This is a genomic window from Cytobacillus horneckiae (assembly GCF_002835735.1).
GTDB lineage: Bacteria > Bacillota > Bacilli > Bacillales > Cytobacillaceae > Cytobacillus > Cytobacillus horneckiae.
The window spans coordinates 11795-32894 of sequence record NZ_PISD01000026.1 but is presented as its reverse complement, the minus strand read 5'-3'; the positions used below and the strand labels follow the sequence as shown (position 1 = coordinate 32894).

General features: G+C 36.6%; 27 protein-coding genes. 5 read left to right on the top strand and 22 right to left on the bottom strand.

What is annotated here, in order from left to right; genetic code table 11:
- Positions 1–104: 104 nt before the first annotated feature.
- Genes CWS20_RS12535 through CWS20_RS12525 form a run of 3 tightly spaced genes read right to left on the bottom strand, consistent with a single transcriptional unit; the run spans position 105 to position 1879 of the window.
- A complete protein-coding gene (locus CWS20_RS12535) occupies positions 105–551 on the bottom strand; it encodes a DinB family protein (protein WP_066194774.1) in 447 nt (148 codons plus the stop codon).
- Between the two features lie 27 nt (positions 552–578).
- Positions 579–1274, bottom strand: coding sequence for a DsbA family oxidoreductase (locus CWS20_RS12530; protein WP_066194773.1), 696 nt, complete (start codon positions 1272–1274; stop codon positions 579–581).
- A 20-nt stretch (positions 1275–1294) separates the two neighbouring features.
- A complete protein-coding gene (locus tag CWS20_RS12525; protein ID WP_066194772.1) occupies positions 1295–1879 on the bottom strand; it encodes a TetR/AcrR family transcriptional regulator in 585 nt (194 codons plus the stop codon).
- Between the two features lie 142 nt (positions 1880–2021).
- Here CWS20_RS12525 and CWS20_RS12520 point away from each other — a divergent pair, with 142 nt between their 5' ends.
- Positions 2022–2951 (top strand): Ger(x)C family spore germination protein, encoded by a 930-nt coding sequence (locus CWS20_RS12520; protein ID WP_066194771.1) that lies wholly within the window; start codon positions 2022–2024, stop codon positions 2949–2951.
- Positions 2952–3332: 381 nt separating this feature from the next.
- Here CWS20_RS12520 and CWS20_RS12515 read toward each other — a convergent pair whose 3' ends face one another.
- The 7 genes from CWS20_RS12515 to CWS20_RS12485 form a co-directional block, all read right to left on the bottom strand.
- Positions 3333–3860, bottom strand: a complete 528-nt coding sequence (locus CWS20_RS12515; RefSeq protein ID WP_066194770.1) for a GNAT family N-acetyltransferase — start codon at positions 3858–3860, stop codon at positions 3333–3335.
- 15 nt (positions 3861–3875) lie between these two features.
- Complete coding sequence (locus CWS20_RS12510; RefSeq protein ID WP_066194769.1) at positions 3876–4253, bottom strand: MazG-like family protein; 378 nt, start codon at positions 4251–4253, stop codon at positions 3876–3878.
- 79 nt (positions 4254–4332) lie between these two features.
- Positions 4333–4593 (bottom strand): NERD domain-containing protein, encoded by a 261-nt coding sequence (locus CWS20_RS29305; RefSeq protein ID WP_066194768.1) that lies wholly within the window; start codon positions 4591–4593, stop codon positions 4333–4335.
- 179 nt (positions 4594–4772) lie between these two features.
- On the bottom strand, positions 4773–5393 hold the full coding sequence (locus tag CWS20_RS12500) for a LysE family translocator (RefSeq protein WP_101226318.1): 621 nt from the start codon (positions 5391–5393) through the stop codon (positions 4773–4775).
- Positions 5394–5453: 60 nt separating this feature from the next.
- Positions 5454–6377 (bottom strand): AEC family transporter, encoded by a 924-nt coding sequence (locus tag CWS20_RS12495; protein ID WP_066194766.1) that lies wholly within the window; start codon positions 6375–6377, stop codon positions 5454–5456.
- A 166-nt stretch (positions 6378–6543) separates the two neighbouring features.
- Entirely contained in the window at positions 6544–7275 is a 732-nt protein-coding gene (locus CWS20_RS12490; protein ID WP_066194765.1) for a class I SAM-dependent methyltransferase, read from the bottom strand.
- Between the two features lie 33 nt (positions 7276–7308).
- Positions 7309–8199: a LysR family transcriptional regulator gene (locus CWS20_RS12485; RefSeq protein WP_066194764.1), complete on the bottom strand. Its 891-nt coding sequence runs from the start codon at positions 8197–8199 to the stop codon at positions 7309–7311.
- A gap of 134 nt (positions 8200–8333) precedes the next feature.
- Between CWS20_RS12485 and CWS20_RS12480 the strand changes: the two genes are divergently transcribed.
- Positions 8334–8999 carry an O-methyltransferase gene (locus CWS20_RS12480; RefSeq protein ID WP_066194763.1) on the top strand — a complete coding sequence of 222 codons (666 nt, stop codon included), beginning with the start codon at positions 8334–8336 and terminating at the stop codon, positions 8997–8999.
- A gap of 41 nt (positions 9000–9040) precedes the next feature.
- Here the strand turns inward: CWS20_RS12480 and CWS20_RS12475 are convergent, their stop codons facing one another.
- The 7 genes from CWS20_RS12475 to CWS20_RS12445 all read right to left on the bottom strand — a co-directional run bounded on the left by CWS20_RS12475 (position 9041) and on the right by CWS20_RS12445 (position 14781).
- Complete coding sequence (locus CWS20_RS12475; RefSeq protein ID WP_142385381.1) at positions 9041–9760, bottom strand: hypothetical protein; 720 nt, start codon at positions 9758–9760, stop codon at positions 9041–9043.
- Positions 9757–10632 (bottom strand): ATP-binding cassette domain-containing protein, encoded by an 876-nt coding sequence (locus CWS20_RS12470; RefSeq protein WP_066194761.1) that lies wholly within the window; start codon positions 10630–10632, stop codon positions 9757–9759. Before CWS20_RS12470 ends, CWS20_RS12475 begins: the two co-directional genes overlap by 4 nt.
- A complete protein-coding gene (locus CWS20_RS12465) occupies positions 10632–11006 on the bottom strand; it encodes a GntR family transcriptional regulator (protein ID WP_066194760.1) in 375 nt (124 codons plus the stop codon). Before CWS20_RS12465 ends, CWS20_RS12470 begins: the two co-directional genes overlap by 1 nt.
- A 234-nt stretch (positions 11007–11240) precedes the next feature.
- Positions 11241–12191, bottom strand: coding sequence for a type I pantothenate kinase (gene coaA, locus CWS20_RS12460; RefSeq protein WP_066194759.1), 951 nt, complete (start codon positions 12189–12191; stop codon positions 11241–11243).
- Between the two features lie 335 nt (positions 12192–12526).
- Positions 12527–13345, bottom strand: a complete 819-nt coding sequence (locus CWS20_RS12455; RefSeq protein WP_066194758.1) for a DUF368 domain-containing protein — start codon at positions 13343–13345, stop codon at positions 12527–12529.
- Between the two features lie 115 nt (positions 13346–13460).
- The gene (locus tag CWS20_RS12450; protein WP_066194757.1) at positions 13461–13937 is read right to left on the bottom strand and encodes a small multi-drug export protein; all 477 of its coding nucleotides are present in this window, start codon (positions 13935–13937) and stop codon (positions 13461–13463) included.
- A gap of 109 nt (positions 13938–14046) precedes the next feature.
- The gene (locus CWS20_RS12445) at positions 14047–14781 is read right to left on the bottom strand and encodes a methyltransferase domain-containing protein (RefSeq protein WP_066194756.1); all 735 of its coding nucleotides are present in this window, start codon (positions 14779–14781) and stop codon (positions 14047–14049) included.
- 296 nt (positions 14782–15077) lie between these two features.
- On the opposite strand from CWS20_RS12445, the gene CWS20_RS12440 reads away from it, so the two are divergent.
- Positions 15078–15581: an LURP-one-related/scramblase family protein gene (locus CWS20_RS12440; RefSeq protein WP_066194755.1), complete on the top strand. Its 504-nt coding sequence runs from the start codon at positions 15078–15080 to the stop codon at positions 15579–15581.
- An 81-nt stretch (positions 15582–15662) separates the two neighbouring features.
- On the opposite strand, the gene CWS20_RS12435 is transcribed toward CWS20_RS12440, so the two are convergent.
- The 3 genes from CWS20_RS12435 to CWS20_RS12425 form a co-directional block, all read right to left on the bottom strand.
- Positions 15663–16133 (bottom strand): hypothetical protein, encoded by a 471-nt coding sequence (locus CWS20_RS12435; protein WP_066194754.1) that lies wholly within the window; start codon positions 16131–16133, stop codon positions 15663–15665.
- Positions 16134–16271: 138 nt separating this feature from the next.
- Complete coding sequence (locus CWS20_RS12430; protein ID WP_066194753.1) at positions 16272–16880, bottom strand: DJ-1/PfpI family protein; 609 nt, start codon at positions 16878–16880, stop codon at positions 16272–16274.
- Positions 16881–17327: 447 nt separating this feature from the next.
- Positions 17328–17612, bottom strand: coding sequence for a hypothetical protein (locus tag CWS20_RS12425; RefSeq protein WP_066194752.1), 285 nt, complete (start codon positions 17610–17612; stop codon positions 17328–17330).
- A 180-nt stretch (positions 17613–17792) separates the two neighbouring features.
- Between CWS20_RS12425 and CWS20_RS12420 the strand changes: the two genes are divergently transcribed.
- Complete coding sequence (locus tag CWS20_RS12420; RefSeq protein ID WP_180321510.1) at positions 17793–18122, top strand: PadR family transcriptional regulator; 330 nt, start codon at positions 17793–17795, stop codon at positions 18120–18122.
- Positions 18115–18867 carry a DUF1129 family protein gene (locus CWS20_RS12415; RefSeq protein ID WP_066194751.1) on the top strand — a complete coding sequence of 251 codons (753 nt, stop codon included), beginning with the start codon at positions 18115–18117 and terminating at the stop codon, positions 18865–18867. Before CWS20_RS12420 ends, CWS20_RS12415 begins: the two co-directional genes overlap by 8 nt.
- A gap of 64 nt (positions 18868–18931) precedes the next feature.
- Here CWS20_RS12415 and CWS20_RS12410 read toward each other — a convergent pair whose 3' ends face one another.
- Positions 18932–19420, bottom strand: a complete 489-nt coding sequence (locus CWS20_RS12410) for a GNAT family N-acetyltransferase (protein WP_066194750.1) — start codon at positions 19418–19420, stop codon at positions 18932–18934.
- A 360-nt stretch (positions 19421–19780) separates the two neighbouring features.
- Positions 19781–21082: an MFS transporter gene (locus CWS20_RS12400; RefSeq protein ID WP_411814294.1), complete on the bottom strand. Its 1302-nt coding sequence runs from the start codon at positions 21080–21082 to the stop codon at positions 19781–19783.
- Positions 21083–21100 lie beyond the last annotated feature (18 nt).

The window sequence follows — 21100 nt, the reverse complement described above, 5'->3', positions numbered from 1 at the left end:
TGCAGTTCATTTAGAGTTTCGTAATAGATCGGTTAATTAAATTAGAAATTAATCGGTTTTAAGAATGGTTCATTTAGTTATGTTCCAGTCTCTTCAATTTATTATTAGACAATGCGTTTCATAGCATGGATTTGACCAAGATGGTACGCCTCATGAAAAGCAGACAGATTAGCTAGCTCGCCAACTGTTTTTTGTCCTAAAATAGGCTCAGGTAAAGTTTGATTGAACGCCTCGTCTGGAATTTCCATTATGCGTGATAATTGTTGATTCAACTGCTCTATCAATGTTGCCACTGAAGGTACATCCCCGCTCCATTCGCTTGGTTTAGTGCCGTAGCCAAATAGCTTAATATAATTTTCCGGTAAGTTCGTTGAATTTGGATAGTTTAATAAAAATTGCTCTGCCACTGTCAATACATGGCCAACATGCCAATGGATCGTATTATTAAACCCTTCTGGCTGTACATCCAATAACTCAGCAGGTATATCTTGAACCTCTTTTAATAAATTTTTGCGCGTGATTAATAACTGATGTTTAATGGCTTGACTCAATTCAATTCGCTCCTTTAAATACAAATTTTAGCAGCTGCCATCTGTACAAGCATCGCCTTGTTTAATTATATTCAATTTTTCTTGTTGTTTTTCCTCTTCATTTACTTTATTTAATACTTCTAAAAAGACATTTGATGGCTGGGCTCCGGATACAGCATATTTACGGTTAATGACAAAGAATGGTACGCCTTGAACGCCAATTTGCACACCCTCCTGCAAATCATGCTGCACCTCAGCTTCATATCGGTTGCTGGATAGCATTTGGTTCACTGCCTCTTTGTCTAGCCCAATTTGTTCAGCTATATTTGCCAATGATTCAATTTCTCCGACATGCTCTCCATCAATAAAGTAGCTTTGCAATAACTTTTCCTTCATTTCATTCATTTTCCCATGTTCTTTAGCAAAATGAATCAATCGATGTGCGTTCATCGTGTTTGTCATTTGCGCTTTATCAAGATGGTAATCTAATCCAACTTCTTTAGCCTGCATGGTCACGTGACTTTGCATTTGTTCCACTTGCTTTAATGACATGCCTTTCTTTTCTACAAGCATTTCATTCATTGTTTGCTCCGAGTGGATGGGTGCTGTAGGATCTAACTGAAAGCTCTTAAACGTTACATCTACTTCATCCCTGTCTGCAAATTGTTCTAATGCTTGCTCAAATTTTCTTTTTCCAATATAACAAAATGGACAAGCTATATCTGACCAGATTTCTACTTTCATATTGTTCACTTCTTTCTTTTTTATTTTTTCAATGTTCTTTTTACCACTGTGAGTGTATCTTGCAGTCGATTCTTATTTGAACGAGCTCTTATCATCACGTGCATCCCTTGTATAGTGACAGTGAGAAACCGCGCTAGTAAAATTTCATCAACATCTTTTGTAATAGAGCCATCTATTTGGCCTCTTTTTATCACCTTAACAAACTCAGCTTCTACTTTTTGAAACTCTTCTTCCAAAAGCCTGCTCATTTTTATATCATGGGGACCAAATTCAACAGCTTCATTACATGTCATGCATCCGTATGGAACATTCACTTCATTATCTTCAGCGATGGTAAAATGAATTAATTTTTCAATTGCATTTAAAGCCGTATCCTCACTTGAAAGAATCTCATTTAATTGACTCAGCCGTTTTTGATGATACATTTCAAATGCAGAGAGAAATAAGTCATGCTTATTGCCGAAGGTTTGATAAAGACTGCTCTTGCTTAGCCCCGTCACTTGCATAAGGTCAGCTAAAGAAGTACCGTTATATCCCTTTTTCCAAAATAGCATCATTACTTCCTGTAACTTAACTGAAGGATCAAAATTAAGTGGACGTGCCAATATTGTGCTCCCCTTTCATATCATTACTATATCAATTCTGAACCGATTAGTACATAATGATGCCTACTCTTTTTCTTTGTATAAACAAAGGCAATACTTGGAATATTAACATGTATGTTTTTTTATAAATCAGGTGATTAATTTGAAAAAGCTTTTGGCCTTATTATTTTCACTTATTATGTTAACAAGCTGCGGCCAATCAACTGAAATTCAATATCAAGCCTTTGCAATTGGCTTAGGTATCGACTTTAAAGATAATCAGTATATTGTTTATATGCAATATCTTGATTTCTCCAATGTGGCACAATTTGAAGGGGACTCCATTAATACAAAAAAACCAGTTTGGCTTGCTGTCGGCAAAGGCACAACGATCCATGATGCTTTAATTGAAATTTATCAAGCGATGCAAATACAATCAAACTTTGAACACTTAACTTTATTTATTTTCACCGAGGATGCGATTAAATATCGGTTGCAAAATATAATCGAATCATTAAATTCCATTTACTCTATGCGGATAAATGGCTGGGTTTACGGTACAGATGGAGACATAGGAACCATTTTTACAGCAAAAATGCCATTTTATTATCCTCATACGGATTCCCAGCTTAATCATCCAGAAACAATTCAGCAATCAGTTGCTGATATTCCTCCAATATCTGCAGAAGAATTTATCATTGCTGTCGAAGAAAAAACAAAAACTTTAATAATGCCCAAAGTTGTCATGAATCCAAAAACAATCAATATCGATACCTCTAATATGCCGGTTGTCCAATTAGATGGAGGATTTTTTATTAAGGGCTATGAATTACAAGGAGAAATAGACAGGGAGCCAATGGTCGGATTTATTAAAATGAACAATGACACAAAAAGAACACTTACACATGTTAAGTACTCTGATGATGAAACGCCTGTCACAGCAGAAATCCGTAACCCTAAAGTAAAACGAAGTGTCATAGTGAAGAATGGGGCTCCGCGTTATCATTTAAGTGTAGATATATCACTTATCCTTAGAGAACATGCACAAAAGAAAAATCAAAAACAATTACATTATTTACTAAGGGAAACCTGAAAGAGGAAATCTTCCAATCGATAAGCAGTGCAAGAAATAAAAATGCAGACATCTACCAATTTGAAGATTACTTATTCCGTTACAAAAATAAGCTTTGGGCTCAAAAGCTGCATCATGATATGTTAAACAATATGACCATTGATGATATAGATATAAAAATTAGAGAAGTAAAAAGCTCTAATAAAATTAGTAAGAATGAAGGCAAAAGAGAACATTGATTGTTTCCTTTTGCCTTCGAAAGTGAAAAAAATGTAGCTTTATTTGAAGAGGTGTCCGCTCGACTCCTGCGGGAGAGAAGCGAGAGAGATCCCAAATCCTTCATTTTTAAGATGAGTTGCTCTACAGCCTGGGAACATTGATTGTTTCCTTTTATCATCTCTGTCAATACTTTAATAATGAATAAACATACGTATCATATGGTTTTCCATTTTGATACATATAATCCCTTAATACTCCTTCTCTTTGAAACCCAATTTTAGATAATAATTGATAGGATGCTTTATTTTCCTTAAACACAACTGCACCTATTCTTGTTAAACCCAAATCATGAAAACCGTAGTTCGTTACTGCTTGCACTGCTTCATATGCATAGCCTTTCCTCCAAAAATCCGGCTGAAGCTCATATCCGATTTCTGCTCGCCTATGTTTTGGCATCCATGCATTGAATCCAATTGTTCCGATTATATGCTCTGTTTCTTTTCGCTGAATCCCCCAGCGGATGCCCTTTTTCTCCTGATAGTTTTTTGCAAAAAAATCTACAAATGCCTCAGCCTCATCCATTGTTTTCATTGCTTCTTGACCATAATATTGCAGCACTTCATCATTTGAAAAACCGGCAAAAAGTGCCTCTGCATCGTTCTTTTCTATCTCTCTTAATATCAGTCTATTCGTTTCTAATAGTGGAAACATTGTAGACTCTCCTTTTTATGTATTTTGTCTTGCAGGTTGTCTTTCCTTAATTTCAGCGAACTTTTTATATAACTCGTTTTCCAGATCATAATCAAAATAATTCGCTAGTTTACATATATAGGCAAAACAATCTGCTAGTTCCTTCCCCAGATTCTCTTGAACTTTATCCTTGCCTATCTCTAGCGCCTCCACCTCATCCATACCAGCACATATTCTTTTCTCACTTTCAATAAATAATGTTCTGAATTCCTCTGCAACCTCTGCAACTTCAGTCGTTAAAAGCATATGTATGTACAACAAAAAAGTCTTATTTTCCTGATAGCTGTCTTTGTTATAGCGATCAAACCCCATCTCCTCTTGAAAAGCCTGATATTCTTTTTGAAGATGCTTCATTTGTATTCCTCTTTTCTAAATGAATTTTCTGATTATAATTATAAATCAATTTGAAGAGATTGCTATATACGAAGAAGTCTTAAAGGCTAGAATATTCAAATATTTTCTGTTTAAAGTAATAGCAATGAATCATCGGCAGTTTCTGTAAAATGCAGCCATTTTTCTTGCTCTTCAAAATAACCATTTTTCTTGCTTCAAAGTACTTAACTTCATAAACGACTATTTTCTTTTGAAAAATACAGAGGTAATCAATTTGAATAAGGGTATTGGAGATTTTGAATGTTAAACCGGAGATTATTATTACGTCTGCTGAGATTTGTTTTAACTGTTCATTCTCCAAGGCCTTTCGCCAGCTTCGCCTTTCTTCAAATTTCCCAAGTACTTTTTGTCTTCAACTAATAAGGAATGGCGACCATCCAAAGCATCATAAAAATTGCGAACAGTAAAAGACTTAAGGGGTTTTAGATTCTTTTTTTTCATCCTTTCGAGGGGGAATGTATTGAGGTAAAAAGAAACAGCTTATGGCTGTTTCTCTAATGCCAGGCGAATGCCGAATATCATTAATACTGCTCCGGTACATCCATGAATCATATTTTGAACTGCAGGTTTCTTTAGCCATCCGGAGATTGTGCTTACAAGGAAAACTAATAATATCAACCATAGAATAGTAATGAGTGCATACGATAATCCCATTATAAGAAATTGAAATAATGCTTGTTCTTTTGATGTGATGAAATGCGGTAAAAACGTTAAGAAGAACACAGCAACTTTTGGGTTAGAAGCATTGGTTGTAAAGTCTTGAAGAAAAAAGGATTTTTGCGCTTTTTTTGGCTGAACGGCCTCATTATGATTATTGCCTTTCTTAATTGCAATGAATGACATGACGCCAAGATAAATTAAGTAAATCGCACCAATATATTTCAATATCGAAAATAATAGCGCCGATTTCACTATGATGGCTGATAAACCAAGGACTGCGGCGGTCGTGTGCACTAACACGCCTGAAACAGAGCCAAATACAGTCAACAATCCATTTTTCTTCCCTGATATGACCGCACTTTGAATAACTAATGTTGTATCAGGGCCTGGTAAAATGACAAGTAACAGCGACATAGTTAAGAACAATAAGTAATTATCCATTACTAATCCTCCTGATGTTTTTTAATGTATTTTACCATCCTTTTCGGAATTTTTTAACACTTAAAATAAAACCATAGATAAATAGATAACAATAGTGACAGTGATGCTGCTTAATAATGTAGTATATAGGACGACCTGAGCAGTTAAATCCGGCTCAACATTGTACTCGAAAGCGATGGTTGCAGTGTTCCTGGATGTGGGAAAAGCACTTGCAATGAATAATGACTGTGCCAGCACGCCTTCAATTCCTAATAACCATATAAAACCAAAAGCAAATGCCGGCCCTGCAATTAACCTCCCTATTAAACTCCATGTAATGACGCGATGAAAGGATTTAATTTTAATACCAGAAAGCTGTGCACCGAGAAGAATTAACGCGAGGCCGATGAAACCATTTGACAATTGTTCAAGCGGAATCAATGCAAATGCCGGCAGTTGAAGATCAAGTAACACAAACACCAAGCCAAGTATGAGAGCATGAATAATCGGCAGCTTCATTAACGATTTTAAAATTCCAAGCGCTGATTTTGAAGCAGATAAGAGGTTGTAAAGTCCATAGGTATATGTAAGAAGGTTTTGCAAGACTATGATAATAATTTGTATGGACACACCTAAAGGGTTTGTGCTAAAAACGAGCTGGCTGACAGGCAGACCGTAATTATTTGAATTCATTAGTGAAATGCTGTTTTTTAAAGTCGCCGCTTCCCCTCGATTCAGCTTCAGCATCTTTGCCAGCAAGCTGCCAAAAATCATTAAACTTACAGTAAATAGCCCAAGATATAAAACGAGCTGACCGAATAATTGCGCTTCAAATCTAGTTTGATAAACATTAATAAATATCGCTGCAGGCATAAAGCAGTATGTAATTAACGTCGAAATTTGCCCTAGTTGAAACGAAAATTTCTTTTGCATCAAGGCACCGACACCCATCAAAATTAAAATAGGCAAAACCACATTTATAAATATTGTCGTGAAGTAGCTCATATGAATTCTCCTCTCTAAAGCGGCTTACCTCTTCCATATAAGCTTAATACACGATTTTCCATTAGTAAATTTTATATTATTTATTAATTTCCATAATTATTTCTTATGAATGTTCATTTTGACTGTTGATTGGGTTTGTGCTGAGGTCTCCAATCCTCAAGTGAAATTACTTTTCTGCTAAAAGAATGAGGAACATAGGCCTCCGCAATTCATCCTTCATTTCCGAAGAATTTTTAATCATTTCCTTTGCAGGGATCGGCTCCTTTACTGCACGGATAGTAAAGCCAGCTTCAATTAAAGTATTGATATACGTCGATAAAGTGCGGTGATATTTAATCACATTGTCTGTTAAAAATGAAGTTTTCCTCTGTCCTTCAGATTGATAATGATCAACTGCCCAATGAAGACGATTTCCGTTCTCATCATAATACCAATCCTGCTCTTCTCTCGAAGTAAAAATCGGGTGCTCTACAGAAAAAAGAAAGGTTCCACCCGGTTTTAAATAGCGATAAATTTTATTGCAGACTTCTGCAAACGATTGGACATAATGGAACGCCAGTGAACTTAACACAACATCAAACTGAGATGGTAAAAAAGCAATATCTTCAATAGGCAAATTCAGATAGGAAATTTGCTCATCCGCAGTCATTTCGCCCGCCTTTTCAATCATTTTCTCTGATATATCTACCCCAATAACAGATTCTGCTCCTTGTTCACTTGCATAGCGGCAATGCCAACCAAACCCGCAGCCTAAATCCAATACTGCTTTATTTTTAAAATCCGGCATTAGCGAGCGCAATATATGCCATTCACCTGCTCCTTCCAGTCCATTAACAGACCTTGGCATATTTTCATAAACGGAGAAAAAATGATCATCGTCATATTTGTTTTGTTTCACCTGCGGCACATCCCCTCTTAAAAACTCACAAAACTAAATGTGTTTCATTTTACAGGTTTCAATAAATTTTTTAATGAGCAAACTTTGCTTTTCTTCTTTCCTTGTACAAATAGCGATTTTATGCTTGATGTGAACAGCCTCTACATAAACTCTTGCTAATTGGCCACGTTCGACATATTCACGCGCAACAAGGGAAGAGATAAAATTCGCACCATAGCCAGCCATAACCGAGCTGATTGTTTCACTAAGTCCATCAAATTGTAGCGCGACTTTCGGCGGATTTAGCAGGTGGGCGTGACAGAGTGAAAACAAATGCTCTCTCATCGAACTGCCTTCCTCTCTCATAACAAATGGTTCCTTCACCATCTCTTCCAATGTAACGGACTGATTCGCATAAGGATGGTTAGGTGCGACAACAAACCAAAGTTCATCTTCAAACAATTCATCCCAATCGATATCCTCCGGCCGCTCTGATATCCCTCCACCGAAAATGGCTATATCCGCTTTATAGTGCTGTAATTGTTCAAAAGCGTCCTTTGTATTTGTAGTCGATATGACAAGATTGACCTTCTCATTTTCCCGCTTAAATGTGGCAGCCCATTTAGGAATTAAGAAATTAGCTGGAAGATAGGTCGCGACTATTCGTATCGTTCCTGCCTCACCCTTGCGGTAATCATCGATATATGACTCGATCTGATTTTCAAGCGAGAATAGATTCTCGGCTTTAGTTGCCAATGATTCTCCAAACTCTGTCAGCACTGCTCTCCTTCCTTGCTGTTTAAATAAGGCTATGCCTATTTCATGTTCAAATTTTTTTATTTGGCTTGATACTGCCGGCTGACTAATTCTCATGATTTCAGCTGCTTTTGTAAAGCTGCCTATTTTAGCTACTTGATAAAATAGCCTTAACCCGTGTATATTCACTAATCTGCCTCCATACATAAATAAAACTTATATTTTTATAAAAATAATATATTTTTCTTATGATTTATCTTACCATATACTGAAAATGAAAGAGGAATCAAAAAAGAAAATTATACTTTAAGGGAGATTAAAAAATGAGGAATGATGTGGTCTGGTCTGAAGTAGATGAGTATTTTATCGAAAAGCTAATTACATTGGATTCAACATTTGAACATGTATTGGATGCAAATAAAGAGGCTGGTATTCCAGAAATTGATGTCTCTCCACCCCAAGGTAAGCTACTTTATTTATTAACGAAAATGAAAGCAGCAAAGAATGTATTAGAAATAGGAACATTAGGCGGATATAGCAGCCTATGGTTTGCCCATGCCCTGCCTGAGAATGGAAAAGTATATACATTAGAAGTTGAACCGGAACATGCAGAAATTGCCCGGCAAAACATCAAAAGATCCGGATATGAACAACAAATTGAAATCATCGTTGGAAAAGCGCTGGATACTTTGCCGACATTAGAGGAAAAAGGACTCAAATTTGATTTTATTTTTATAGATGCCGATAAAGAAAACAATCCTCAATATTTAAACTGGGCATTAAAGCTGGCGAATCCAGGAGCATTAATCATCGCTGACAACGTCGTAAGAAATGGTGAAGTAATTGAAGAAAATAGTGACGATAAACGCGTACAAGGTGTGAGGCAATTTATTGATTTATTGAATAAAGATCCTCGCATAGATTCTACTGCCATTCAAACAGTTGGTCAAAAGGGATATGATGGCTTTGTGATGGGTATCGTACGATAAAAATATAGGAGCAGCTGCAAAGATGCAGTTGCTCCCTTTTATTATGCTTTGACCGGGATGTTTTTTGTTAGCGAGCGAATGAAATAACAAAGGATCACCAAAATAGCTAGACTTCCTAACAGAGCAAATGCAAAATGAATACCCCCAAACTGCAATACTCCTAACAATGGCAAATCAACTAATTCACCCCATACCACACTGTAAATAATAATAATCGGGACTGAAAGGAAACAAATCCCCACTCCTAAAATCACGCCTAAACGGTTAAATCCTGCAGAAATAAACATTCCAATTAAAAAGTAGATGCTCAATTCCACTGCCATTTTAACAAAATACATAAAGTTAACAGATACATCACGTATCCAGCCATTCATTGAATAAATAATGGTTTCAATGCCATATAGCACAGATACAATTAAGGTTAATCCAATCGTTAATGTAAACATAGATATAATTGTTGCTCTAAAAAAGTCTCTTCGTGTGACACCATTAGAAATATAATATTTTAGTAAAGTACCTAGGGAGAGGATGCCAGTGACAAGGAAGTATATATTGGCGGAGTTAGAGACGGTATGAATGATCGTCCAGGACGTTTCTCCATCCAAAAAGGGCATTCCATTCTTATCGTAACCAAAAGCTACTAAAATAATTCCGAATATTATTTGAATAAAAACTAAAATGCTTATATACCAAAGCATCCAGTTGCCAGTTGTCTTAATAATGGATTTTGCCGCTATAAACGATTTTTTTTCAGACATCATTCTTCCTCCTTCGTTAAATGAATAAAAAGTTCCTGCAATGTGATAGGTCCTAATTCAAGATGCACTTGCCTCGCATGCTCCCTCTCCTTAGCTGATAATTCCTCATATATCATGACTTTCTTAGTTCCGCCAAGGCTTTGTTCTTTTAATATTTTTTTCCCTGCCGTAAATTGGTCAACCACTTCTGCTGAACCAGTAATTGATGTCCCGCGTTCACGAAGAACATCCGCTTCCTCATGAAGAATCAGCTTGCCTTGGTCAATAATCAATACCTCTTCAAACATCGATTCCATTTCAGAAATTAAATGTGTAGAAAGGATAAACGTTCGTGGATGCTCCATATAATCATTTAGCACCTCTTCATAAAAGATTTCGCGTGCTGGGGCATCCATTCCTAAATATGCTTCGTCAAATATAGTGATCGGCGCTCTGCTTGCAAGACCGATGATAACATGGAGCGCAGACTGCATCCCCCGCGAAAGCTTCGATACCGCTTGATCTGTTGGCAGTCTAAAGCGTTTAATTAAATAATCAGCATACTTATGGTCAAATAGCGGACGAAAAACACTGATTTCTTGAATATATTTCTTCAATCTCTGTTTTTCAACTTCTAAATTAATATCGCGAACAAAAACGATTTTCTCTGTAAGCTTGCTATTCTCAAAGATTTCTTCTCCATCGATTGTTATTGAACCATATGAAGGTTTTGTAAATGCTGAAAGGACAGATAATAAAGAAGTTTTTCCAGCCCCATTTCTGCCGAGAAGCCCATATATCTTATTGCCTTCCAATTCAAATGAAACACTCTTTAGTACTCTATTTGTATAATTATAAGTAAGTGAAACTTCGTTTGCTTTTATCACATGATTCACTATTGATCTCTTCCTTTCATTGTATTAATCATTTTTTGAACTTCTTCAACGGTAATTCCAAGCTTATCTGCCTCTTGGAGCATGCTCCAAACGTATTGCTCTTGAAAAACTTGCTTTCGCGTTTCCCTCAATGTTTGATATGCCCCTACTGCAACAAACATGCCTACTCCCCTTTTCTTATACAAAATACCTGCGTCAACTAATTGAGTAAAACCTTTCAATACAGTAGCAGGATTAATTTTATAATGAGCAACAAGCTGGTTAGTGGAAGGAACCTGCTCTCCTTCTTTAAGCTCTCCATTGACGATGTCATCTTCAATCATCTCTCTAATCTGCTGGAAAATCGGCTTGTTCTCATCTAATGATGTCCGCATCAATAAACCTCCTTTTCATCCGAGATGAAATTTTAATTCAACTGCGTTAGTTAGTTACATGGTTAGTTGGTTATGTAACTAACTATATATCCTTATCATATGCTCTGTCAATCATTTGGTGAAATTATTTTTAAAAATAGGTATCGTTGGCGGGGGCTCTAAGTTTGTGCAGGGAGTCCGCTACAGCGCCAATCAGAAAAAAAGATGCCCCTTGTCAAAGGAGCATCTGCATGTTTATAGTTTTCGAACTTGTACTTTGGTTACTGCGTGGCCTTCCCCTTTTTCGATAATGAGGTCAGCTCTGTTTTTCGTTGGGAGGATATTTTTTTTCAGGTTCATACGGTTTGTTTCTTTCCAGATGCGATTGGCAACCTCAAGAGCATCGCGCTCAGTTAGCTTTGTAAATTTATTAAAGTATGATTTCGGATTTTTAAAGGCTGTGCTTCTTAGCAATTTAAATCTTTCTTTGTACCAATTTTCTATATTCATTTCTTCTGCATCAATATATATTGAGAAATCGAAGAAATCGGATACAAAAGGTTTTTCCTTCCGTTTTACGTATTTAGGCGGCTGGAGGACATTGATGCCTTCAACAATGACAATATCCGGCTCTTCAATCGTTTGAACCTTGTCCGAAACAATATTGTAAGTTAAGTGAGAATACACTGGTGCTGTCACTACTGACTGTCCAGATTTCAGCTCCGACAAAAAGCGAAACAGCTTGCCAATATCATAACTTTCAGGAAATCCTTTCTTCTTCATTAGCCCTTTAGATTCAAGAACTTCATTCGGATAAAGAAAGCCGTCTGTCGTCACTAAATCGACCTTGGGCTGAACCTCCCATCTTGAAATCAAATATTGGATCATTCTCGCAGTTGTGCTTTTTCCAACGGCAACGCTACCAGCGATTCCAATAATGAAAGGGACTTTTTTCGTTTCCATTTGCAGGAACTGATTGCTCTCTTTATGTATATTCTTTGCATTCAAATAGTAAAGGTTTAATAACTGTGACAACGGCAAATAGATCTCTTCCACCTCTGATAATGAAAGCCGCTCGTTTAATCCTTGTAATGATTGCAAGTCGATGTCATCAAGCTTAATAGAACTTCTTTGACTGAGTGCTGACCACTCTGTTCGATTAAAAGATAAATATGGTGAGTATTGCTCTGTTAATTGTTTATTCAAATCCTTGTCCTCGCTTATTCAGCAGTATTAAACATCCTCAAAATAATTTTAACATATTCTGATTATTATTCTGACTTTTTTAACACGAGATGTCACTGCCCGTTAATTTACAAACATGGGATTAAATAGGGATAAAAAATAGAGGAGCATTGATAGAATAGTAAAAACCCCTTACAAAAGCTAGACAAACAACCAAGCAATTTTGAGAACTCATAGTTATCATTTCTTTGCGGCTCGTTATTTATGCTCATAAGCTGGATGCAGTATTTAGTACTAAAATTGTCAAAAGAGTATCACTGAGCAAAAAAATTGCCTGTGTGATACTCTTTGTTCAATTAAGAATTCCCTCTTCTACTGATAAGGGTTGATAATAAAAAGCCAGCAATCAATAAAATAATACAGATGAATAGTGTGCCAATGTGAACAGGTAAACCAGGATACAGAACGACTAATGATCCTGCAATAAGGCCAAGCATAATTGAGTAGGTTGTATCATGATGGGTATGAAGCATATAGCGAACTAGCTTGCCTGTAATCAATATCCCGCAGACAATACCTAAACCAACCACCAATATAACAGGTATATTTAAATCCATAATTGCATTGGTTGCTGTTTTATATGTACCTAATATCATCAATATCATTGCCCCGCTTATTCCTGGTAAAACAAGTGCTGTACTTGCCAGCCACCCAGAGAAAAATAAAAAAACATAATCAAATGCAGCCAAATTTGTCATCACTGCTTCGTTATCAGGCAGGAAATTCAAACTAGAGACTAAAGCAAATAAAATGAGCATGATTATAAATTGGCTAGCTCCATATGTTTCCTTACTTAGCCCTTCAAGCCCGGATTTCCAAATAAACGGAAGCATTCCTATAATTAACCCTATAAAAAAGTAATGGGTTTGGATTGGATACCAGGTTAAAAAGTAATCTACAACTCGGATAGATAATAAAAACCCTATTCCAATTCCGAAGACAACCGGAATTAGAAACATTAAGCCTTTTTTCCATTCTTTTGTTGTTAATGAATTGATTGCCTCGATTAACTTTTCATAAATCCCAAGCAGCATGGCAATCGTACTGCTGCTTACACCTGGTACAGTCTCAACTGTGCCCATCGCTGTACCTTTAATGATATTTTTCCAATGCATATTGTACCTCCAAAAAAACTGTAAAGCTTAACTTATTGTACTATATAGTAAAGAGTAATTGCGAATCCCGGATACATTAACAAAAAAAACCTCCTGCTAATAGCGGAGGATTGTCTTATTCAGCTGTGATCGTCTTAGAAACTAAGTCAAACCCAAAAGATGTGGCAGCAGCAGCTAATATTGTCCAAAGAGCTAGGCTAATGGCCATCCAAGAGATTGCTGCCTGCTTTGATGCTCCAAGGGCAAGCGCCATAAATATCGTTACATGAGAACTAATGAGAAAAGGTCCTGCAATAGATAAACCAGGTAGCCCGAATCGATTCCATACCCTCTTTGCGCGTTCTTGGCGCTTGGAAGGACCCTTCTTTCTAATCCCTTTGCTTTCAAGACGGCGCGCATTCCAACGTACAACATAATCATAAAATACCACAACCAATATTACAGTTACTAAGTTTCCGAGAAAAGCGATTAACGATGCCACTACTGGGTTGAGTCCGGCAATGATGGCAAACGGGACCGTGACCATTGCCTCGATGAACGGTGTCCCCGCTGCTAAAAATACTAAAACATACTGCCATATAGATTGATACATAATACCTCCAATATAAGATAGTTTGTACAATTATATTAATAATTTTAAAACTTATTTCATATTTTTTTATAGCCGCCCTAAAATCCTCATAAGGGCAGCCTTTGACTATCTATATTGCTCTTGCATGTATAATAAAACGATGCTGCAATACTTCAAAATAGCCTTTTGTTAAAATCATTTGATTAATTGTATTCAAGCTGGTTTGATACTTATCTATTGTAAAATCCGGTATTTGCCACGGAATCGCCTTTAAATAATATATAAGCGCTCCTATATCGTAAAATCGCTGCGGGCTTTTTTCTTCCTGCTGAAACAGAATATCAAAATGATTCTCCTTTATTTCAGCGACAGCACTATTTAAATCCCAGTCAGCGAAATCAGCATTCAGTGGTACACCGAGCATTTGATTAATTTCAACACAGTCAGTTCCTCCTGCTTGCTGGGTAAGGAAATCGCCCCCATTCATAAGCATGCGTCTCACTTCTTTTGCTGAATAGGATTCATGTTTATTAAGAATCAAATCAAACTGCTGATCAGCAAATGGCATTTTCGTATCCTCTGCAAACGATTTAACCTTTACACCCAATGGTTCAAGCCTTTCCTTTGCAATCTTTACATTTGGTTGATAGCCTTCTGTTGCGCAAATGCTTGGAGGAAATGGTCTTAAATATGATAAAAACTCACCGCCCCCTGTACCCATATCAAGCATGGATGATGCTTCATTCATTAAAATTCTGGCCCTGCTGCCATATGACCATGACAATAAGCCGCTTGCCATTCTCCCTGTTTCGGTAATATATGAAAAATCCCAACCTGAGAAACCTTCAACACTATCAAAATTCATTATATTTCCCTCCTTAGTTTAATTTTTTTCCTAACTAAACAACCAGGCGGGCCTCGAATGGAAGCGTAAGATTGTTATATCTCATGTTCTATATTTATCATCATCCTTACTCCTCTCTTTCACATAATCTGGACTGCTTATTTTTCATGTATTGACGAAGATATTTTGATTTTATCTCTGTGAATGGACGGATATATTGCTTAGTCTTCATTAAACGATCCTATTATTAAAAAAATTTGAAACTTTTTACCAATCTATTGCGTAAAAATAGGAAATACAAAATTAAGGTGAAGAATATGGATCAGACAATTTATTTTCAAGATAATTTTTTCTCTTCAGGGTTAACGGAGATTCGTAATCAAGATTTTATCAAATTAGGATTGTTAGACTTAAAGACCGCTTTTTCTAGGAAGGTGTCCTTGCTTGATTTAGACAGACAGGAAGTCATGAGAGGGATGTTTGTTCATTTTTTTTCGAGAAAATGGAAGGTTATTGACGCCGCAGGAATTGAGCAAGGCATCGTACAGCAAAAGCTTTTCTCCTTTACGAAGACATTTGCATACTATAAGCCAAATGGTGCTCATTTTCGTATTGAATCACCAATTTTTTCTCGCGAATATAACATTTATGATCATAATGAAGAACTCGTTGCCCAATTCAATAGGGTAAGTTCCTTCTTTTCCGTCCCTGCCTTTAAACTGGATAATCATTCAAACGAGTTAAGTACGGAAGAATTAATAATCGTCATTATGGGTGTCAATGCGATTCAAAAAAATAATAATGCAGCCGCAAGCTCTTAATACTAGGCAGCTGAAATCACATGATTTCGCTGCCTATTTGTTTGTATAGGAGTGTAGCAGCTTTTATTTTGCATGTTTGCTTTAATCGTCCTTGATGCTTTTTTGCAGCTTTTTTAAACGGGCGAGTTCTTCTTTATGGCGCTTTTTCTGAGCTGCTTCATGTTTTCTCATTTCATTGATGGAATCATTATGCCTTTTTTCATTTTCATAAATATTCAATGCTTCTTTCAGAGTATCTACTCTTTCATCATCAAAATATTCTATCATCTTTTCGCAAGCATCAACAGAATGATATTTAGCTGATAGATGAGAAGTCGCCTTCAGCTGCTCCTGACTTTTTTCAATTTGAAACTCTATTGTCTTTATTTCAGCTTGATCTATAGGACCAGCTTTAATTAACCGCTCAGCTATTTTAGCTTGTTCCTTTTTATAATCTTTTTGTTCTTTTGACCTGAGGAATTTAAAGAAACTGCCTTCTTTTTTATTTTTGAGTTTAATCGCTTCTTCGTAGTCTTTTTGCTTATTTATTAAACGTGCTTTTTCATTATTCAATTGTTGAATTTCTTATAGCTGCTTAAGTGTGTGCTCTATTAATGATCGATCACCCATAAAGTGAAGCCTCCATCCCCTACTGATTGTTAGTTGAACCAATCAGCTTTTACTGACAGTTATTCTCCGATAAAGTCACCGCTATTTATGTACTATTTTAATTATATCGGTAAACCCCATTAATTCCTTCACCTTTTGACAGTTTTCGGGAGAAGTTAATTTTTCTAATAATGTAAAAGCCACATTAAACGCAGTCGAAGGATTGTAGGAGGTGATAATATTGTCATCAATTACGATTGGATCGTTGATGACAATTGCGCCAAATCCAGCTAATTGTGATTGCCTTTGGCTAGTTGGATGATTGTAAGTTGTAGCTTTTCTCCCTTCCAATATCCCGCTTTTCCCCAATGGCAAGGAGCCTACACAAATAGCTGCTATCATTTTATTTTTATCATTGAAATGTCTAATCACATCTAAAAATCTCATATCATACGCATCTCGATAAAATCCAGCTTCTTCAAATCCTCCCGGAATGGCTAGCGCATCAAACTCTTCAAGGTTCACCTCATTCAATGTATATTGAGGCAGCACAGTGAAATTCCAAGTACATGTTAATTTTTCATGAAGTCCGACTGTCACTAATTCTGTCGTTCCATCCCCCTCCAACTGATTCCAGCCTAATACATCAGTAAACACACTTGCTTCAATCGCTTCAAAGCCATCAGCCAACAAAAGCATAATTTTTTTCATTACATATTCACCCTTTCTGTTGTCTTTTATTTTAAAGCAGTAAAAATTCTAAATGAATATGTAAAATTAAATATTAGCACTCTATTTCTTTATAAATGAAGGTAATTCTAACTATTCACTTAACAAAAGAAGGTATAACAATTGCAATAGCTCCTTATTCATCGAGGTCTATATCCATATGCGAAAATGAAATAAACAAGTACAGCCGGCAGGATACAGATTATAGCTGATCTGCTTTTGACCCTTTTAAACCACCGGTAGGAATGAGCTCACTTGCATTATATGTAGGAACCACGGCAGAAACTTCATTATTATTTCAACGCCTGATGTAATCAATGGTTACATTGCATGCAATTTTATATAGCCATGTTTTTTCACTGGATGAGTGTTTAAAGGAACATGTAGTCGAAAAATCAAAAAAAATCAACGGTCAAAAACCATTGATCATTAAATAGCCATAAGACGTACAATGATATCTATAAAGATGTACATGATAAAAGCAATTCCCAACACCTTTAGACCATCATAATTTTTGTCGTAATAATTTTTAATGCCCGTTAAAATGACTGCGAATAGTAAGGATATCCAGAAATAATAATATGCAAGGACTTCATTACTAACAAGAACAGTCACAATCAGAAAGATGAAAACTGCTGCCCATGAACATATATTAAACAGCCTATATGTAATGGAAGCAGATTGATGATTCTTTTCCATTTCTTCGTGTTTCATTTAGGACACCTCCAATTAAAACATCATGGAAAATGTATATTTCTTTATATGAATACGTTAAGCCCCTCAAAAAGGTTCATTATTTTTTAAATTTTCACAACTATATCTTGTAATACAAGATAGTAAGTGTTATTCTTACTTTATCTTGTATTGCAAGGCATTGGTAGAAGGGAGTAAATATTGTCAACAACTCAAATGTTAAAAGGGATTATAGACGGCTGTATATTAGCCATCATCCATGAAAAAGAAATATACGGATACGAACTCGCTGAAAAGCTCGAACAATACGGGTTTGATTCATTTAGCGAAGGGACAATCTATCCTTTATTAATGAGAATGCAAAAGGAAGAGCTTGTCACTTCCACATTAAAGAAATCGACTGCCGGTCCGAAAAGAAAATATTATTCACTTACCTCTAAAGGAGAACAGGAATTAAGGCAATTTATTAAGCGATGGAAACTTTTGCAATCATCTGTTAACAGCGTATTAAAGGGGGAGGAAAATGAGTAGGGAACTTTCAAAAGAAAGCATGGGTTTTTTACACCAGCTCAAGCTTTACTTAATGTCAGACGGAAAGAATGAGCATGAGATAGAGGGAATAATTGAAGAGCTGTCTGATCATCTGCAAATGGCAGAGTCACAAGGTAAATCGGTACATCATATTATTGGACAGTCACCAAAGGAATATATGGCACAAATAGCTGCCGAAATGAATTATGATAAAAAAGCATGGATTAAGTTTATTGTCACTATCATATTCGGAGTCTTCTCCTATACGATTTTATCAAGGTCTGTGGAAGGAAACCTTTCCTTTTCTTTAATTAACGCTGCCGGATTAACAGCTATTGTTGCCTTTCTGATTTGGGCTGTCTTTTTCATGTTTAAGTACATCGCAGCAAACAATCCTTCTAAAGCAAAGGAGTATTTGTTATTCTTTTTATTTTCCTTAGTTTCCTTTGCCCTATTCATTGCCCTTATTCTTATTGATCAACGGGTAGAATCCCCTACCATTTCTTTCAATGGCCCTGGGACAATCATAATTTCTATTATTACGTTTGCCTTCTTATTGTGGATTTCCATCTGGTCAAAAACTTGGACAGTGCTCATCTTTTTATCATTCCTGATTGTGCCTGATATCGTTCTAAAACAAACAAGCATGGACATCAATACACAAATCTCACTTTCTACAACGATTACTCTCGGAGGAATTGCCGTTTATTTGTTTGTTGTGAACAAGAAAAATAAAGCCACATAATTTTATTCATCTCTGCTAAGAGCCTTGTTACGCTTAGTGAATAGCAAGGCTAATTCTTTACCTATTAAACTGTAAACGTTTGAATAACACAAGATTCATTATCTATCTGTTGTTGCCTTTCATTATAATTTATGTTTAGTTCCTTAAATACTTTTCTCCAAAAAGAAACGGCTCGTATGTTGCTAACCATCTCCATTACAAAATACTGACCTTTTTTATTCTCAAATAACAATTCTATTGCTTTAAAGCCTAATCCCTTCCCTTTATATTTATTTAGTATAAAAATATCATTTATGCCGAAATCATTTTCCTTTGTTAAAAAAGGGCGTTCTAACAATAGTAAAAACCCTGCAATCCTTCCATTTAACATGATAAAGTAAGGTGCTATTCCTTCCGTTGTCCAAAACAAATGAATATCTTCATATTGAAAGAGACCATTTTCATCTATATCAATGTTATCAGTGTATTTAGAAAGATCATGAAGATAAAGTGCATATAAGTTTTGTAAAGTTGTTTTTTCACTCTCTGCTACTTCTTTAAGGCTAATTTTCATAAATCACATAACCTCTTTCATTTAAATGATGATATAGTGAGACACTAAATCTTTATATTTTTTTGAGAAACTCCTGCCTATTGCCAAATGGATCATAAACAAAAAAACGCTCAATCCCTTGAAGAAGCTCACCTTTAACAACTTTTCCTAAGTTCTCAATCTGAAAAGCAGGATGTGATTTTAAAGCTGGTTCTTGAATGCCAATAGGCAGCTGATGTATGCCACACCGAAACCAAACACCACCCTGCTTTGCCAAATTTACCGGTTTAGGGATTTCTTTTCATCCTATAAGCTTTTTAACAACGATTAAATTTCGTTTGATACTGTGATTGTTTTCCTAGTAAAAAGTAGCATTCCTTCCTATCCCAACATCTTTTTTGAATGGGCCCTAATAACGAACGGAATAAGCAGCAAGGAAAGAATACCACCGACAATTGATAGAGTAGCGTAGCTCGTTTGTGCTACAACCATCCCGGATAGCATCCCCCCAGATGCACCTGATAAAGCAATTAAAACATCTACAGTCCCTTGAGTCTTAGCACGCGTAGATGCATTTGTCGAGTCTACAATAAGCGCTGTGCCACTAATTAAACCAAAGTTCCAGCCTAGACCTAGCAATGCCAAGGCGATGATAAGACCCAACATAGAATCGGCAGGCGCAACCGCAGCCAAAACACCCGCTGAAAGCAGTGTTATTCCAGAAGCAATGGCCATAATCGTTCTCCCCAGCCTATCAACAAGTACACCAGTTATAAGAGATGGAAGGTACATCGCTCCGACATGTATACCAATGACCATGCCAACCTCACTTAACCCATGTCCATGATGCCCCATATGTACTGGTGTCATTGTCATAATTGCAACCATGACAATTTGAGTTAAAATCATCACTGTAGCTCCGGCAACAATCCCTCGTTTGTTTATCGCCATTCCTTTGTAATCATTTTCTAATGGGTTGGCGTCTTTCATTTTTTGATAATCGGCAAGCGCTGTCGCGATGAATAGAGGGTCTGGGCGTAGAAAGGCTAAAAGGACGAGACCCGCAAGAATATAAGCAGCAGCAGCTAGAATAAATGGACCTGCTAGAGCAGGTACATTTATTGAGGCAGCGAAACGTCCCATAACATCGACTAAGTTTGGCCCAGCTACTGCTCCTACTGTAGTTGATACTAGAGCAATGCTGACTGCGGTTGCTCTCTGTCTGGAAGTTGCCAAATCGGTTCCTGCATAGCGTGCCTGCAGGTTTGTAGCAGTACCAGCACCATAGATAAATAGCGAAGCAAAAAGCAGTGGTATGCTATGCATTATTGCTGCCAATATGACTCCGATTGCACCTGCACCACCTACAAGAAATCCTGTAGCCAGTCCTGTACGGCGTCCAAAACGTTGAGACAATCTGCCTACAAGAAGAGCAGCTCCAGCAGACCCCAAAGTAAAAAGTGCAGTCGGAACTCCGGCAAAACTATCTGTCCCTAACATATCTTGAGCAAGAAGTGCACCAACAGTAATGCCTGCTGCTAGTCCAGCTCCACCGAAAATTTGTGAAATGACAACGATCAGCAGCGTCTGCCGATATAATTTTTGCTGCTTTTCAGGCGAATCTATGTAACTTTGTAACCAATCCGGATGACTTTTCATCGCTTCTTTTTCGCGTGATAACATTTTGACCTCTTTCTGAAG